Origin of the sequence: Sphingobium xenophagum (assembly GCF_002288285.1) — a bacterium.
Lineage (GTDB): Bacteria > Pseudomonadota > Alphaproteobacteria > Sphingomonadales > Sphingomonadaceae > Sphingobium > Sphingobium xenophagum.
Genome location: NZ_CP022746.1, coordinates 649,284 through 663,763, shown reverse-complemented (window position 1 = coordinate 663,763; position 14,480 = coordinate 649,284). Strand labels below are relative to the sequence as shown.

At 61.3% G+C, this 14,480-nt stretch carries 11 protein-coding genes; 1 reads left to right on the top strand and 10 read right to left on the bottom strand.

Annotation, left to right across the window (positions count from 1 at the left end):
- The first annotated feature begins 215 nt into the window (after positions 1–215).
- Positions 216–2,969 carry a TonB-dependent receptor gene (locus CJD35_RS17830; RefSeq protein ID WP_026002431.1) on the top strand — a complete coding sequence of 918 codons (2,754 nt, stop codon included), beginning with the start codon at positions 216–218 and terminating at the stop codon, positions 2,967–2,969.
- An 80-nt stretch (positions 2,970–3,049) separates the two neighbouring features.
- On the opposite strand, the gene CJD35_RS17825 is transcribed toward CJD35_RS17830, so the two are convergent.
- The 10 genes from CJD35_RS17825 to CJD35_RS17780 form a co-directional block, all read right to left on the bottom strand.
- The gene (locus tag CJD35_RS17825) at positions 3,050–3,556 is read right to left on the bottom strand and encodes a cytochrome c family protein (protein ID WP_017183405.1); all 507 of its coding nucleotides are present in this window, start codon (positions 3,554–3,556) and stop codon (positions 3,050–3,052) included.
- Between the two features lie 12 nt (positions 3,557–3,568).
- Complete coding sequence (locus CJD35_RS17820; RefSeq protein ID WP_019052330.1) at positions 3,569–4,114, bottom strand: methylamine dehydrogenase light chain; 546 nt, start codon at positions 4,112–4,114, stop codon at positions 3,569–3,571.
- 23 nt (positions 4,115–4,137) lie between these two features.
- A complete protein-coding gene (locus CJD35_RS17815) occupies positions 4,138–4,740 on the bottom strand; it encodes a thioredoxin domain-containing protein (protein WP_017183407.1) in 603 nt (200 codons plus the stop codon).
- Positions 4,741–4,746: 6 nt separating this feature from the next.
- A complete protein-coding gene (locus CJD35_RS17810) occupies positions 4,747–5,277 on the bottom strand; it encodes a MauE/DoxX family redox-associated membrane protein (protein WP_017183408.1) in 531 nt (176 codons plus the stop codon).
- A gap of 2 nt (positions 5,278–5,279) precedes the next feature.
- Entirely contained in the window at positions 5,280–6,455 is a 1,176-nt protein-coding gene (locus tag CJD35_RS17805; RefSeq protein WP_026002432.1) for an amine dehydrogenase large subunit, read from the bottom strand.
- A gap of 175 nt (positions 6,456–6,630) precedes the next feature.
- A complete protein-coding gene (locus CJD35_RS17800; protein WP_095687299.1) occupies positions 6,631–7,284 on the bottom strand; it encodes a TetR/AcrR family transcriptional regulator in 654 nt (217 codons plus the stop codon).
- Positions 7,285–7,395: 111 nt separating this feature from the next.
- Entirely contained in the window at positions 7,396–8,502 is a 1,107-nt protein-coding gene (locus CJD35_RS17795) for a ThuA domain-containing protein (RefSeq protein WP_017183411.1), read from the bottom strand.
- A gap of 91 nt (positions 8,503–8,593) precedes the next feature.
- Positions 8,594–9,949: an efflux transporter outer membrane subunit gene (locus CJD35_RS17790; protein ID WP_026002433.1), complete on the bottom strand. Its 1,356-nt coding sequence runs from the start codon at positions 9,947–9,949 to the stop codon at positions 8,594–8,596.
- Entirely contained in the window at positions 9,946–13,095 is a 3,150-nt protein-coding gene (locus CJD35_RS17785) for an efflux RND transporter permease subunit (RefSeq protein ID WP_017183413.1), read from the bottom strand. The genes CJD35_RS17790 and CJD35_RS17785 overlap by 4 nt, the downstream gene beginning before the upstream one ends.
- A 10-nt stretch (positions 13,096–13,105) precedes the next feature.
- A complete protein-coding gene (locus CJD35_RS17780; protein ID WP_017183414.1) occupies positions 13,106–14,233 on the bottom strand; it encodes an efflux RND transporter periplasmic adaptor subunit in 1,128 nt (375 codons plus the stop codon).
- Positions 14,234–14,480 lie beyond the last annotated feature (247 nt).

Here is a 14,480-nt window from a genome sequence, read left to right as displayed (position 1 = left end):
AAAGTCCAAGGGGTATACAGGTAAATTGTGATGCCATGCCGTCGTTCGGCAGGTCTGGAGGCGTGCGCCGTTTCCGGTCGTGGGGCTGTTTTGCCCTTGCGAAATTCGGGTTGTGACACGCTAGCTGAAAATACGCTGCAATGCGTCATAATCGCGCGGGATAACCGCGATTTTGGGAGAGTGGAGGGCATCTTTTAAAGGGGGAGTCCAACACTATGAAAATTCCGTCTCGTCGCCGGTCGCAACTTGTGAAGATATTGGGCGTGACCACCATATTGGCCGGGCTGGGCGCTACAGGTATGGCGCGCGCGGCCAGTGCCGTTGCTGACCAAGCCGCTGATCCAGCCATGACATCACCTGCCGATGAAGCGGGCGGTGGCCTCACTGAAATCGTCGTCACGGCGACCCGCAGTGCGCAGAGCATCCAGAAAGTGCCGATTTCCATGCAGGCGCTGGGTGCTGAAACGCTGGCGGAGCGGCAGGTCAAGGGCTTGAGCGATTTCGCCACGCTGTTGCCATCCGTATCGTTCGAGGGGATCGGGCCAGGCCGCAACACCGCCTTTTTCCGCGGCATCGTGCCAGCGGGCGGCGCCTATGCCTCGGTCGGCTATTATCTGAACGACATTCCAATCACGGGCACGGAAGTGCCCGACATCCATGCCTATGATCTGGAGCGCGTAGAAGCGCTGGCCGGGCCGCAGGGCACGCTTTATGGCGCGGGATCGCTGGCCGGCACCATCCGCATCATCACCAACAAGCCCAATATGGACAAGTTCGAGTTCGGCTACGATGTCGAGGCCAATAAATATGGCAAGGGTGACTTTGGCGGCCAACTGGAATCCTACATCAACGTGCCGTTAAGCGACACATTGGCGGTCCGCGCCATGGGCTATTACCGGCGTGATGGTGGCTATATCGACAATAGGCCCAATAACGGTCTGCTCAACAATGGCGATCCGGCCGTTTATACGCTGGGGGACGAAAACCCGGCGACCTTCTTCAATCTCGACAATTCCGACATCGCCAAGGATGACTATAATAGTATCAAGGAATTTGGCGGTCGCGTCCAATTGCTGTGGGAGCCGGTGGATGGATGGTCGGTCGCGCCGGAAATCACCGCGCAAAAGCAGGTCGCCAACGGCTATTTCGGCTTCGATCCGCGTGTCGGCGATCTGGAAGTGCATGATTATGACAAGACCAGGAATGACGATCGCTGGTATCAGGCGGCGCTCAGCATCCATGGTCATATCGGCGACTGGGATATTGTTTCGGCTACCGGCTATTTCAAACGTAGGACGCGAACTCTCAACGATTATACTTATTATACAGTCACTTATGACGGTTTCGGGCCGGGCTACGAAAGCTATTTGCAATTTTTCGATAATTGCACCGGGTCGGGCGCATCACAGCAATGTTCGCTGATCGACCCGACGCAATATTATCATGCCGATACACACCGCAACAAATTTACCCAGGAATTACGCCTTTCGACGCCCAAGGATTGGCCGTTCGACGTGACGATCGGCGGTTTCTATCAGCGGCAGAAAAATAAGACGAACACCTATTATGCCATTCGCGGGCTGGATACGATCACGGGCTATACCCAGACCGGCGGCGGCGATGTGGCAGGTGGCCTGATCGGCGTACCGGCGATGTTCGCGATCGATTATGATCAGGATGGAATACCCGACACCGCGGATGATAGCGTACCTTACTTCACCGACACGGTTATCAACCCCAACGGCAATCCGCTTGGCACGATGCTGCTGGGGACACAGGCGGTAAAGGGCGATGGCTTCTACGCTGTCGAGCAGAACCAGCTTTATCATGACAAGGCGATCTTCGCCGAAGGCCATTATAATATCACGCCGACACTGAAACTGACCGGCGGCATTCGTTATTTCTGGACCGATTATGCGGTCAAGGGCTTTGCCGGTGTCGCAGGGTCTGCGGCGAATACGGTCACGTCGGTCTTTGTCCCGACCGGGGAAATGGGTTGCCCGACTCCGCTCCCAGCCGAGCGGCTGCAATGCCTCAACACCAATTTCCGCGCGACCGACCAGACCGGGCGCTATAAGGAAGATGGCGAAACGCACAAGGTCGCGCTCGACTGGCAGTTCCAGCCCAACAAGATGGTCTATTTCAATTATTCCACCGGCTTCCGCCCCGGCGGTTTCAATCGTCCACTGCGCATCCGCAACTTCGGCCCGGTCGATGTCGCTCCGTTCAAGTCCGAAACGCTCACCAATTTCGAACTCGGCGTCAAAACGACCTGGAACAACATCTTCCGCTTCAATGCAGCGGTCTATTATGAGAAATGGAATAATATCCAATATGGTGTCGTGGTGTCGGGTGCGCAGGGTGCGGGCATGACCGGCAATGCGGGCAAGGCGGTGGTCAAGGGTATCGAATATGATGCCGACCTGAAGCTGGGCAAGGTGACGATCTCGACCTCCGGTGCCTATAATGACGGTAAGCTCAAGGGCAATTTCTGCAACTTCGCGCTGGACAAAGATACATCGACCATCTCCCAACTATCGAGCTGTACGCTAGGTCAGGATGTGCCCGAATCCAGCCCACCAACGCCGCAGGTCGCTGCTGCCAATGGCACCCGCCTGCCACGCCAGCCCAAGTTCAAGGGCACGACATCCATCCGCTACGACACCTATATGGGCGACTATAGCGCCTATGTGCAGGGCGCGGCGCTCTACCAGACCGGAGCGACCCAGGATCTGAACGTCGATAATAATGCGCTGCTCGGCAACACAAAGGGCTTTGTCAGCTTCGACTTTTCCGGCGGCATCAAGAAGGACAGTTGGAGCGTGACGCTGTTCATCCAGAACGCCTTCGACAAGCGCGGTCAGCTGACCAAAAATACCTTCTGTTCGATCGACTTCTGTTCCGGGTCGTCGCGTACCTTCACCATCAAGCCGCAATTTTTCGGCATCCGCTTCGGCCAGAAATTCTGAGCGCCTGCTACTGACTTGATAATGCCGCCGGACCAACGATCCGGCGGCATTATTATTACCAATTCAGTTATGAAATCCTTTTATTCCTGCCCCGGATAGAGCCGTCGCATGGCGGCCGGCGCGCCGCACTGGCGGATTGCCACCTCGACATAGCGGGTGCGCTCCGCCTTCAGCGAAACGGATGTCAGCGCGAACTGGCGTTCGTGTGCCACCTCTTGCGCCGTGAAAGGCTTGGCGCCCTTTGGCACGCTGGCCCCGCCCAGGCCAAAGACCATGTAATTGACCAGATCGGCAAGCTGTTGATTGTCCTTGATCCGGCTGTGCGCGATATTGGGCAGGCGGATAAGATAGGCCCGCGACTGGGGCGTACACATGAACCAGCCAACCCGCCCGCGCAATTCGGGCAATAGCGCGGGTGCAGCGCTGCCCTGAATGCCATGACAGCCACCGCAATGTTCGGCATAGTCGGACCGCGCAAGGTCAGGATCGGTAATTGCGGCGGGCAGCGGACCCAATGGCGGCAGCGCGGCGCGGCCAATACCGACCGCGCCGATCAGGAACAGCGAACCAAGAACAAGCCTGCGCATCGCCGCCCGATCCTAGCTGGCGGATCCTACCAGCACCGCGGTCGAACAATGATACTCCATGCTGGTCGTACCGAAGCACCAGATCACGTCATTGTTGAGTTGCGGCACATAGAGTTGGGTTTCGCGGTCGGTATTGTCGCAACCGCACTGCCCGCAGGCCGGTTTGCCGCAACAGTCGCGATAGGCGATGAGATAGGCCTTGCCGTCGTCCGGGTTGATGCAGGTGCCTACCCAGGACACGGGCGAAGGCTCGGCCCCCGGCGGGCAACTGTGGATGCCGCCGCCGCAGCATGTGCACAGCGCTCCGTCGATGGCGCAATAGCGCCAATAGTCGCACTTGGTGTCGTCTTTCGTCTGGGCGTTGCGCGCGAAACCGGTCTTGCCTTCCGGTGACCGGTCTGGCTTGGCTGCTTCGGCGCGACTGACCGGCAACAGAGGAAAGGCGGGCGCCGCCACCAACGCCGCCCCCAGTCGCGACAACATGGAACGGCGCGACGTGCCGCCCGCCAGCTTGCGCAACAGGCGTTCCCCCATGGCGTCGGCGTCAAATTTCTTCATCTCACTGACCCCCTATATGCCGCTCAGGCAGCCTGCGCCTTTAACGATCCGATATAATCCTGCACGGTCTTGATCCCCATCTCATGGGCCACGATCAGACTTTCGAGATGTTCGCGGCTGTTGACCAGTCCTTTGGACAGGATCGTCCCCTCCGCGTCGATCAACACCGCATAGGGCAACTTCGCGACGCCGAAGGCCTGTCCCACTTCAGGGCCATTCACGAATGGATAAGCCTCCAGCCCGTGCTGCGCGATCATCGCGCGCTGGGCCGCGGCATCATCGTCACCGACGAAACTGAGCGCGACACGCTCGTCGCGGGCAAAGGATTTCGCCATCGGAATGATTGATTTGCACAGCGGGCATTGCGCGGACACGAACATCAGCAGGCGCAGCGGTATGTCAGGGGCGTGCCCGCCGATCGTTACCGGGCCGCCGTCCAGCAAGCGCGCATCGACCTTGACCGTGGCGTCGCCCACCGCCGGGCCACCGCCGGTCGTCAATGCACCGGCAGGCGCAACGCGAATGTGCAGCACGCCGACCTGACGCGCGATCGCGAGCAGCGCCACGCCAAAGCCAAGGATCATGATCCACGACAATATTTGCGAGACAATGAGCGATGTCATCATGATTGCTTATCTCCGGTGGGCGGCGGGCAACGCGAGGAGCGCGCCGATGGAATTGCAGAGTAGATAGGCCAGATAGAGTGCGACACCGCCGACCATGGCCGTGGCGATGTCCATCGCGCCGAGCGGTGGCGCGTCCCATAGTCGCGGAACCAACAGTGTCGCCAGCACGGCGTTGCGGCCAACCAGCGACCAGCCGATCGGATGGCGCAGCTGCGGTCTGCCACAGCCGCAATCGATATGGGTCCGGCCACGCCGGATATTGATCGCCATCGCCCCCCCGAACAACATCAACAGCAGGATCGCCAGCAGCACCGGCAGCGGCCATCCGCCCGCGATCAGTGCCGCGCCAATCAATATTTCGGCGATCGGCAGGATTGTCGCGGCGGGTGCCACCAGGCCGTTGGGGAGTAGGCGGTAATTGGCGATCACGCCGGGCAACAGGATGCGATGGCGCAGCTTTTCAAAGCCCGCGATCAGCAGGATGAGTCCAACGCCTACCGATGCGGCCAGTCCCATAATTGCCAGCCCCAGCGCCATTGTCAGGACGGGTCCGCAACCGTGATGGTGCTGCCCCCGGCTCTTTCTATCCTGTGCTTTTCTTCACCCGTCGCGACGTCGACGACAATGGCGTTGCCGCCTTCCCCATTCATGAACAGCATCGGCTTGTCGGTCTGCGACACCTCGATATTGTTCATCGGTTCCTTGAGCGTGCGCCGCTTGACGACCTTTTGCGTGGCCAGATCGACCTCCCACACTTCGGTGCCGGACGCCTTGTGCGACCAATATTCGCCCATATGCATCAGCACGAACAGATGGCCGGACGGTCGATGCAGCGCCATGGGCTGGCGACCGCCCGGATACCAGTTCAGCTCCAGCGGCTTGGTTTCGCCCGGACGGATGCCAGCGGCCGCCTGGATCGAGAAGGGCGCAGAAATGGTCGGCGTCGGACCCAGCTTGGCCTGATAAATCTGGCCGGTATAGGTCAGGAAGGTCGTTTCCTTCTTATGCTTGTCATAGGTGAAATTGTCGAAGATCGGGTCGTCGGTCGCCGAAAAGAAGGGCGCGCTATGGGTGATGTTCGCCTTGGTCCCCTTGATCGCGACCGTTGCCAGCGATCCGTCCGAGCAAAGGGCGGAAAAGCCAACCCCCGGATTGGGCATCATGCTGGCGCAACCGGGCAGTTCCACGGCGGTTACGAACTTACGCTTGACCAGATCGACGATATTCACCCCGGACACGGGACTGAAATCATAGACATAGGCGGTCTTGCCATCGTCGCTGACGATGAAATTATTCTTCCGCGCGCCAATCAATATGCGGCCCGGCAGCGGGACTTCGGTGATCAGGTTCAATGTCTGGCTGTCATAGACAGAAACCATGTCCTGCCGCGTGCCGCGATCGCCCTTCGACCAGATGGTTTCGGCGACATAATAATATTTCCCCGCCGGATCGATCGCGAAATCGGCTAGGCGGCGGGTTTCAACCATGCCCTTCATCTTGCCGGTTTCGCCGTCGAAGATGCTGGTGCCCGGCATGTCCCAACCGCCATCCACAAAGAACCAAGTTGGTTTGGGCGGAGTGATACTCAGGACGTCAGACGTTTCCATTTCCAGCGCCGCGCCGGTATCGGCGGGCGCGGCCTGCGTCGGGCCGGCGAGCAGTGCCCATCCCCATGCGGCAGCAGCGAACAATCCCCTGGCGGCGGTCCTCGGCATCTGGCGTGATCCCCCTTGATCGTGCGGACGGCGGGGCTGACTCATCGGGTCTGTACGCCGGCGTCTGCGCAAAGATTGGACAGCTGTCCGGTATTGGTCAAGGGGTTTCGGGGGCGGAACGGAAATATATTTTGCAATGCAGCAATATGGTGCCCATTTGGCCGGTTTGTTCGCTCTAGGCGGCCTCTGTCATCAACCCTTCAAGATCCCGCGATGTCACCGTTTTGGCCAGCTGGATCAACGACGTCGCGGCAAGCGCGGTAAAGGCCGGCATTTTGTGCGCCCATGGTTTGCCATAGCCCAGAAACGGGGTGGATCCTTCCATCGACGCGCTGATGAACAGGGCGACGCTATGCACTTCGTCGGCGGTCAGGTCCGGGTTGAGCTCAGCGACATATTCGCCGATGGCGCGATGCACCCGTTCGTAAAAGGCGCGCACCCGATCGGCGACGAAATCGCTATGATTGGCCAATGCCCATAATTCGGTGAATAAATGGGTGGTGCGCTTGCTCTGTATATCATCCAGGCACAGGATGATGACGCGCCGTAGCCGTTCTTCGACCGTCAGGCCCGGCTTGCGCACCATCTGGTCCATCATCGCGCCATAGGAATCGACCAGTTCGTCCAGCATCACCTGGATCAGCATTTCCTTGCGCGGGAAATGATAGCTGACATTGCCGACCTTCATATCACAGCGCGCGGCGATTCGGCGCAAGGTGAAGGCGTCCGCCCCTTCGTCGATCAATACCGCCAGCGCTGCCTTGAGGATCTGGTCGACCGTTTCGGTCCCGCGTGCGTATATGCCGGGACGGGTGGGTGAGGATGTCATGTCACTATCTGCCTTGCGCCGCTCCTATCATCCAATAGGACCGGTGGCCACCCTTTGCCGCCATTTCGGGCGGAGGCATGATGTCATCTGTTGCGTTTTTGCCCGGCTGGCCTACCCCTTGGCCCTGCATGGTGCGTTGCGATTGGCGGCCCAGCCGATGGCGCTTTCGAGCAGGCTGACATGCTGCGCCTGGCTGTAACTTTCGGGCAAATGGCCAATGGCCGAATAGAAAATACGGCCTTTGCCGATGCAGTTTGTCCAGGCCAGCGGGTGATCGCCCATCCGCAAACCATCCGCCAGCTTATAGCTGCTCTCATCCAGGGTCAGCAGCACATCGGCGCCAGCCGCGCGCGGGTTGGTACCGAAAGAATACCATTCGTCGGTCATCCGCCATTCGGCGGGCAGCGCGCTTGCCAGAGGATGCGCCTTGTTCACCGCAATGCGCGCCTCCTGAAATTGCGGATTGGATGGATGCCCCTTGAACCGCGCGCCGATCAGCCTGTCCGCATACCAGTCCCAGAAATACACCGGGTCGCCCGCCGTGCCATGCATGCCCACAAAGCCGCCACCGCGCGCCAGATAGGCCTGGAGCGCCTTGCGCTGCGACAATGTCAGCACGTCGCCGCTGACATTGTTCCAGATGACAGCGTCAAATGTGCGCAGCGTGCCGGGATTGAATGCGCCACCCTTGTCGGTGACGACCATCGACCAGCCCATGCGCTTGGCCATGCCCAGCAACGCCTTGCGCGCTGCATCAACCGACGGTCCGTCGCGAAAACCGTTGATCTTTTCAAACAGCAACAGTCGCGGACGGCCAGCGGGCAGCGCGAATGTGGGCACATCATTGTCGTATCGGGCGCAGCGTGCCGCCTTTTCCGCATCGGTCAACGGCAGCGCCCTAAGCTCAGCCTCAATCGCGGCGACCTTGTCAGGCTTGATCTGGAGCATGCCGACGGCTTCACGAAGCGACAGGATTGCAGAGAAGCTTGGCGGCGTCGTGCCGGTAAAGAAAGGCGGCAATGTATCGATCCGGCCGGGAACGACTTTGTCCACCACGCTCCGTGCCGCAGGGCTACGCAATATGTCGATCAGCGGCGTTGCCGTCGAAAACGGCATATCGCGCAACGGGCAGTCGATCACAGGTTTGGCGATGGCAGGCATTGCCGATATGGAAGCCAGCGCTGCGACACAGCCCAGAAATGCCTGCCTGATCAGCACCGGGCGACGGTCCTTGTCAAATATAGTTCGTTTCCCAGGGACTAGGCCGGGCAAAAACCATGGTCAACCCGAATTATGATAGCGCTATCTTTTACTGGTCGGCGGCGATGACCCTGTATAGCCGCAGCCGGTTGCTGGCGAGCGCAAGGTCCGTGGCGATTGCGGTCCGCTGAGCGCTATAGAGCGATCGCTGGTTGACGAGTGTGTTCAGGAATGTGTCGATTCCCGACCGGTAGCGCTGTTCGGACAGATCATAGGCCCGTTGGCTGGCGGCGACCAGACGGCGTTGAGCCGCCTGTTGCGCGTCGATCGTGCCGTCGCGCGCCAGCGCGTCGGCGACTTCGCGAAAGGCGGTCTGGATCGCTTTCTCATATTGCGCCAGCGCCAGGTCGCGCTGTGCCTTGCTATAATCCAGACTGCCGCGGGCGGGGCCGCCGAATATCGGCATGGTGGCGGACGGGCTGGCCGACCAGGTGAAGGCATCGCCGGTAAAGAGCGAGGAGAGCGCCGAACTGGCAATGCCGATCGCCGAGGTGAGGCTGATTTTCGGAAACATCGCCGCGCGGGCCGCGCCGATATTGGCATTGGCGGCCTTGAGCTGATGCTCGGCCTGCAAGATGTCGGGTCGCTGGAGCAGCATGTCGGACGACAGACCAGCGGGCACTCTTGCGATCCCCGCGATCAAGCCATCGAGCGAGCTTGACAGCAACGCCTCCTCGATCGGGGCGCCGACCAGCAGGTCCAGCGCATTGCGGTCCTGCGCTACCTGCGTCACGTTGACGGCGACGTCCGACGCGGCCTGTTCCACTATGGTTTGCGCCTGAAAGACATCCAGCTTGCCGCTCAGCCCCGCGCCGTTGAGCGACTGGGTCAGCTTCAGGCTGCGCTCTGCATTGGCGAGCGTTTGGCGGGACAGGTCCAGCAATTCCCGATCCGCAGCCAGCGTTGCATAGGCCGTGGCGGTTTCCGCGATCAGGGCGATGCGCGTGGCGCGGGCGCCCTCCTGCGTGGCCAGATAATTTTCCAGCGCCGCTTCGCTCAAGCTGCGGACCCGACCGAACAAGTCGATTTCGAAGGCGCTGATGCCGATGTCGGCGCTATAGCTGTCATTGTGCCGGGTGACATTCGCCCCCGCATCACCCGTCAGCGTTGGCAGTTGGGCCGCGCGCTGTACCCGATATTGGGCGCGCGCCGACATTATGTTGGCCAGCGCCGCGCGCAGGTCGCGATTATTGGCGAGCGCCCGTTCGATCACGGTGCGCAGCGCCGGATCGCTGACGACTTGCCCCCAGGCCAGTCCTGGCTGCACGCCAACCTGTGCAGGCGCATAGGCTTCACCCGTCGGGAGCATCGCCGGGATCGGCGGGGCAGGGCGCTTATAGGCCGGAGCCATGGTACAAGCTGCCAGCATCAACCCAGCGACCAAAGGAAGCGCGGTACGGTTCATGCGGGCACTCCGGCAGCGGGCGGGGCCGGATCAGGCTTGGTCGGCCGGTCATTGCCAAACAGCCGGGCGATAGTGACGAAGAAGAGCGGCACGTAGAAAATCGCCAACACCGTCGCCGTCACCATGCCGCCCACCACTGCCGTGCCGATCGCGATACGGCTCTGCGCGCCCGCGCCGGTGGCGACGGCGAGCGGGACGACCCCTGCGATGAAAGCCAGACTGGTCATCAGAATTGGCCGGAACCGCAGCCGCGCCGCCTCCAGCGCCGACGACAGGGCGTCCTTGCCCTGCCGATGCGCCAGTTCGGCAAATTCGACGATCAGGATCGCATTCTTCGCCGCCAGCCCCATGGTGGTCAGCAGCCCGACCTGAAAATAGATATTATTCTCCAACCCGCGCGCCCACACCGCAACCACTGCGCCTATCAGACCCAGGGGAATGACCAGCAGTACGGCAAAGGGGATCGACCAGCTTTCATACAGCGCGGCCAGGCACAGAAAGACGATGAGCACGGAAAGCGCATAAAGCAACGGCGCTTGCCCGCCCGACAATTGCTCTTGGTAGGACAGGCCGCTCCAAGCATAGCTGGTGCCGGCGGGCAGTTGCTTCTGCAATTCGACGATCCGGTCCATCGCTTCGCCCGAACTCGCGCCGGGGCCAGCCTGTCCCTGAATTTCATAGGCGGACTGACCGTTGAAACGCGCAACGGTGGTCGGTCCCATCGTCCAGTGGCTGGTGGCGAAGGCGGAGAAGGGAACCATCTCGCCGGTCGCGTTCGACCGCACCATCCATTTGTCGAGATCGCTCGGCAGCGCGCGATAGGGCGCATCGGCCTGCATATAAACGCGCTTCACCCTGCCGCGATCGACGAAATCATTGACGTAGCGGCTGCCCCAGGCGGATGTCAGCACATTGTCGACATCGCTTTGGGTCAGCCCCAGAACGGCCAGTTTTTCGGAATCGATATCGACCTTGAGCTGTGGCGTATCTTCCAGCGTGGCGGCGCGCACGCCTGCAAGCTGCGGGTCTTTCTGCGCAGCGGCCAGCAACTGATCGCGCAACTCCAGAAAGCGCGCGCGCGACAGCCCGCCGCTATTGAGCAATTCAAAGGTGAAGCCGTTGGACTGGCCAAGGCCGCGAATGGCAGGCGGCGTCATCGCCAGCACCCGCGCATCGCGGATGGCGGCAAGCTGCTTGTTGGCCCGCCCGACAATTGCATTGGCGCTGTTTATGGCGCCCGGCCGATCGCCCCACGGCGCCAGATTGATGAAGCCCTGCGCGGTATTTTCGCCCTGGCCCGCAAAGCTGAAGCCGGTCATGACGAAGGCGAAGGAGATATTGTCCTTCTCGTCACTGAGGAAATAATTCTGCATCTGTTCCACCGCGCGAGCGGTCCGACTGGATTTCGCACCGGCGGGCAGGGTCATTTGCACCATCACCTGCCCCTGATCCTCCACCGGCAGAAAACTGGTTGGGAGCCGCACGAACAGCAGGACTAGGATGGCCAGGATGATCACATAACCACCCCAGAAAAGCGTCCGCTTGCCCAGCATGCGCGTCGTACGGCGAACATAGCCATCGGTGAGTCTATCAAACCAGCGATTGAACTTGCCCGACCAGCCCTGTGTCCGCCGTTCCTCTGCAATGGGTTTCAGGATCGTGGCGCACAAGGCCGGGGACAGGATCAGCGCCACCAGCACCGACAGCAGCATGGACGACACGATCGTGATCGAAAACTGGCGATAGATTACGCCCGTCGATCCGCCGAAAAAGGCCATGGGCAACAATACGGCCGACAGGACGAGCGCAATGCCCACCAGCGCGCTGCCAATCTCCTCCATCGACTTGATCGTCGCCTCGCGCGCCGAAAGGCCTTCCTCCTCCATGATGCGCTCGACATTTTCGACAACGACGATCGCGTCGTCGACCAGCAACCCGATCGACAGCACCATGCCGAACAGGGTCAGCGTGTTGATCGAATAGCCAAACAGCGCCAGCACGCCGAATGTGCCGAGCAGCACGACAGGAACCGCGATTGTCGGGATCAGCGTCGCGCGCCAGCTTTGCAGGAACAGGAACATCACGACGACGACCAGCAGCACTGCCTCGATCAATGTCTTGACGACTTCCTCGACCGACAATTTGATGAAGGGCGTCGTGTCGCGCGGGAATACGATCCTGTAGCCGTCGGGCAGGTTGGTCGACAGCGTCGCCACCCGCGCCTTGACCAGTTCCGCGGTCTTGAGCGCATCGGCCCCCGGCGCCAGCTGCAACGCCATGCCCGACGCTGGATGACCGTTCAGTTGGGCCGCAGTAGTATAGCTTTCATTGCCCAGTTCCACCCGCGCGACGTCGGACAAATGGACGATGGACCCGTCGCTCTGCGTCTTGACGATGATGTTGCGGAACTGCTCGGGCGTCTGCAGCCGCGCCCGCGCCGTGACCGTCGCGTTGAGCTGTTGCCCGGCAGGGGCGGGATCAGCGCCGATCTGCCCGGCGGACACTTCGACATTCTGCGCGGCGATCGCGCTCTGCACGTCGGACGGCATCAGCTTGACGGCGGCCAGCTTGTAGGGGTCGAGCCAGATCCGCATCGCATATTGCGATCCGAATATCTGGGACGATCCCACGCCGTCGATCCGCGCGATCGAATCCTGGAAATGATTGACCAGATAATCGGAAATGTCGGACTGCGAAGCCCGGTTGGTCTCATCATAAAGGCCAACCAGCATCAGGAAGTCGGTCTGCGACTTGGTGACCGTCAATCCCTGCTGCTGCACGGCGTTGGGCAAGCGACTGAGCGCCTGCTGCACCTTGTTCTGCACCTGCACCTGCGCCGTGTCCGGGTTGGTGCCCTTCACGAACGTCACCGTGATCGACGAACGCCCGGTCGAGGAGGATGAGGAGGAGAAATACATCAGCCCGTCGATGCCGGTCAGCTGTTGTTCTATGACCTGGGTAACGCTGGTTTCAACGGTTTCGGCGGACGCGCCGGGATAGGTCGCGTTGACGCCGACCGACGGCGGCGCAATGTCGGGATATTGGGCGATCGGCAGCGACAGCATGGCCCCGATGCCCGCGATCATCACGCCGATGGCTATGACCCAGGCGAAAATCGGCCGTTCGATGAAAAAGCGACTGAGCAAGACCGGGTTCCTACTTCTTGGTCGCGATGGTCACGGGCTTCACCTGGTCATCGGGTTTCACCTTGTCGGTGCCCTCCACGATCAGCCGGTCGCCGGCCTTCAGCCCGTCAGTGATCAGCCAAGCATCGCCAATCGCCTGTCCCGCCATGACCGTCCGCCGTTCGACCTTATTGTCCTTCGTCACCACCAGCGCCGTCGCATTGCCCTTGGGGTCGCGGCTGATCCCCTGTTGCGGGGCCAGAATGGCGTTGGGCACGACGGCCTGCGGCGCGACGACGCGCACGAACATGCCGGGCAGCAACAGCCCGTCGGGATTGGGAAAACGCGCACGCAGCGTCACGGTGCCGCTGTTGACGTCCACGATCGGTTCGGCAAATTCGATCTGCCCGGGCTGGGGATAGTCGCTGCCATCGTCCAGTTTCAGCCGGATCGTCGCGCTGGCTGGCAGCGTCCTGCCCGCCGCCAGCGACCGCCGCAACTGCAACAGTTGGGCGCTCGACTGGGTGATGTCGACATAGATGGGGTCAAGCTGCTGGATCGTGGTCAACGGGTCCGCCTGGCTGGCCGTGACCAGTGCGCCCTGCGTGAACAATGTTCGGCCAATCCGGCCACTGATCGGCGCGCGGACGAGCGTGAATTGCAAATTGACGTTGCTGGTCGCCAGGGAGGCGCGCGCCTGCTGAACGGCGGCGGCCGCCTGCCGCGCGGTTGCGTTGACGTCGTCGCGCTCCTGCGCGCTGACGGCTTCATTGTCCGACAGGGTGGCATAGCGCCGTGCCTTCGCCTGCGCCGCAGCAGCACTCGCCTGCGCGCTCGCCAGCGCGGCAATCGCCTCGTCGCGGGACGCCCGGTACAGCCGCTGGTCGATCTCATAGAGGGGCTGTCCCGCGCTCACCAGCGATCCTTCGGTAAACAGCCGCTTCTGGATGACGCCGGCTACCTGCGGACGGACCTGCGACATCATGGTCGATACGGTGCGGCCAGGCAATTCGCTCGCCACCGTCACATCGCGGGTCGTCAGCGTCACCACGCCCACTTCGATCGGTCCCTTTTGCGGCGGCGGCTTGTCGCCACAGGCGGTCATGGCCAGGCAAAGCGCCAGCAAGGAGAGGGATCGTACAGGCAATGGCGCAAACATAGGCGGCTGGGTTTCCTTCTTGACCAGGCGGAGCCTTGCGATGCGCTTGTCGCGCCGCTTTTGCCTTCCGGGCGCGCAGGGGGAGGGGGGAGCGCGCTGACGGCCGGATCGAGGGTGCTGATTGCCCGTCCCGCTGGACGGACAGGCATCGCAAGGACTCCGCATGGTGTCGGCGAGGGGGCAGCCGACCATCGTGTCTTGGCTATTTTACCAGCACCGGCATAGCCAAATTTGGCTTCCGTCTGTC

Excerpts from the sequence above, each read along its gene's own strand:
- CJD35_RS17830 (WP_026002431.1), top strand. The coding sequence starts at position 216 with ATGAAAATTCCGTCTCGTCGCCGGTCGCAACTTGTGAAGATATTGGGC.
- CJD35_RS17825 (WP_017183405.1), bottom strand. The coding sequence starts at position 3,556 with ATGCGCAGGCTTGTTCTTGGTTCGCTGTTCCTGATCGGCGCGGTCGGT.
- CJD35_RS17820 (WP_019052330.1), bottom strand. The coding sequence starts at position 4,114 with ATGAAGAAATTTGACGCCGACGCCATGGGGGAACGCCTGTTGCGCAAG.
- CJD35_RS17815 (WP_017183407.1), bottom strand. The coding sequence starts at position 4,740 with ATGATGACATCGCTCATTGTCTCGCAAATATTGTCGTGGATCATGATC.
- CJD35_RS17810 (WP_017183408.1), bottom strand. The coding sequence starts at position 5,277 with ATGGCGCTGGGGCTGGCAATTATGGGACTGGCCGCATCGGTAGGCGTT.
- CJD35_RS17805 (WP_026002432.1), bottom strand. The coding sequence starts at position 6,455 with ATGCCGAGGACCGCCGCCAGGGGATTGTTCGCTGCTGCCGCATGGGGA.
- CJD35_RS17800 (WP_095687299.1), bottom strand. The coding sequence starts at position 7,284 with ATGACATCCTCACCCACCCGTCCCGGCATATACGCACGCGGGACCGAA.
- CJD35_RS17790 (WP_026002433.1), bottom strand. The coding sequence starts at position 9,949 with ATGAACCGTACCGCGCTTCCTTTGGTCGCTGGGTTGATGCTGGCAGCT.
- CJD35_RS17780 (WP_017183414.1), bottom strand. The coding sequence starts at position 14,233 with ATGTTTGCGCCATTGCCTGTACGATCCCTCTCCTTGCTGGCGCTTTGC.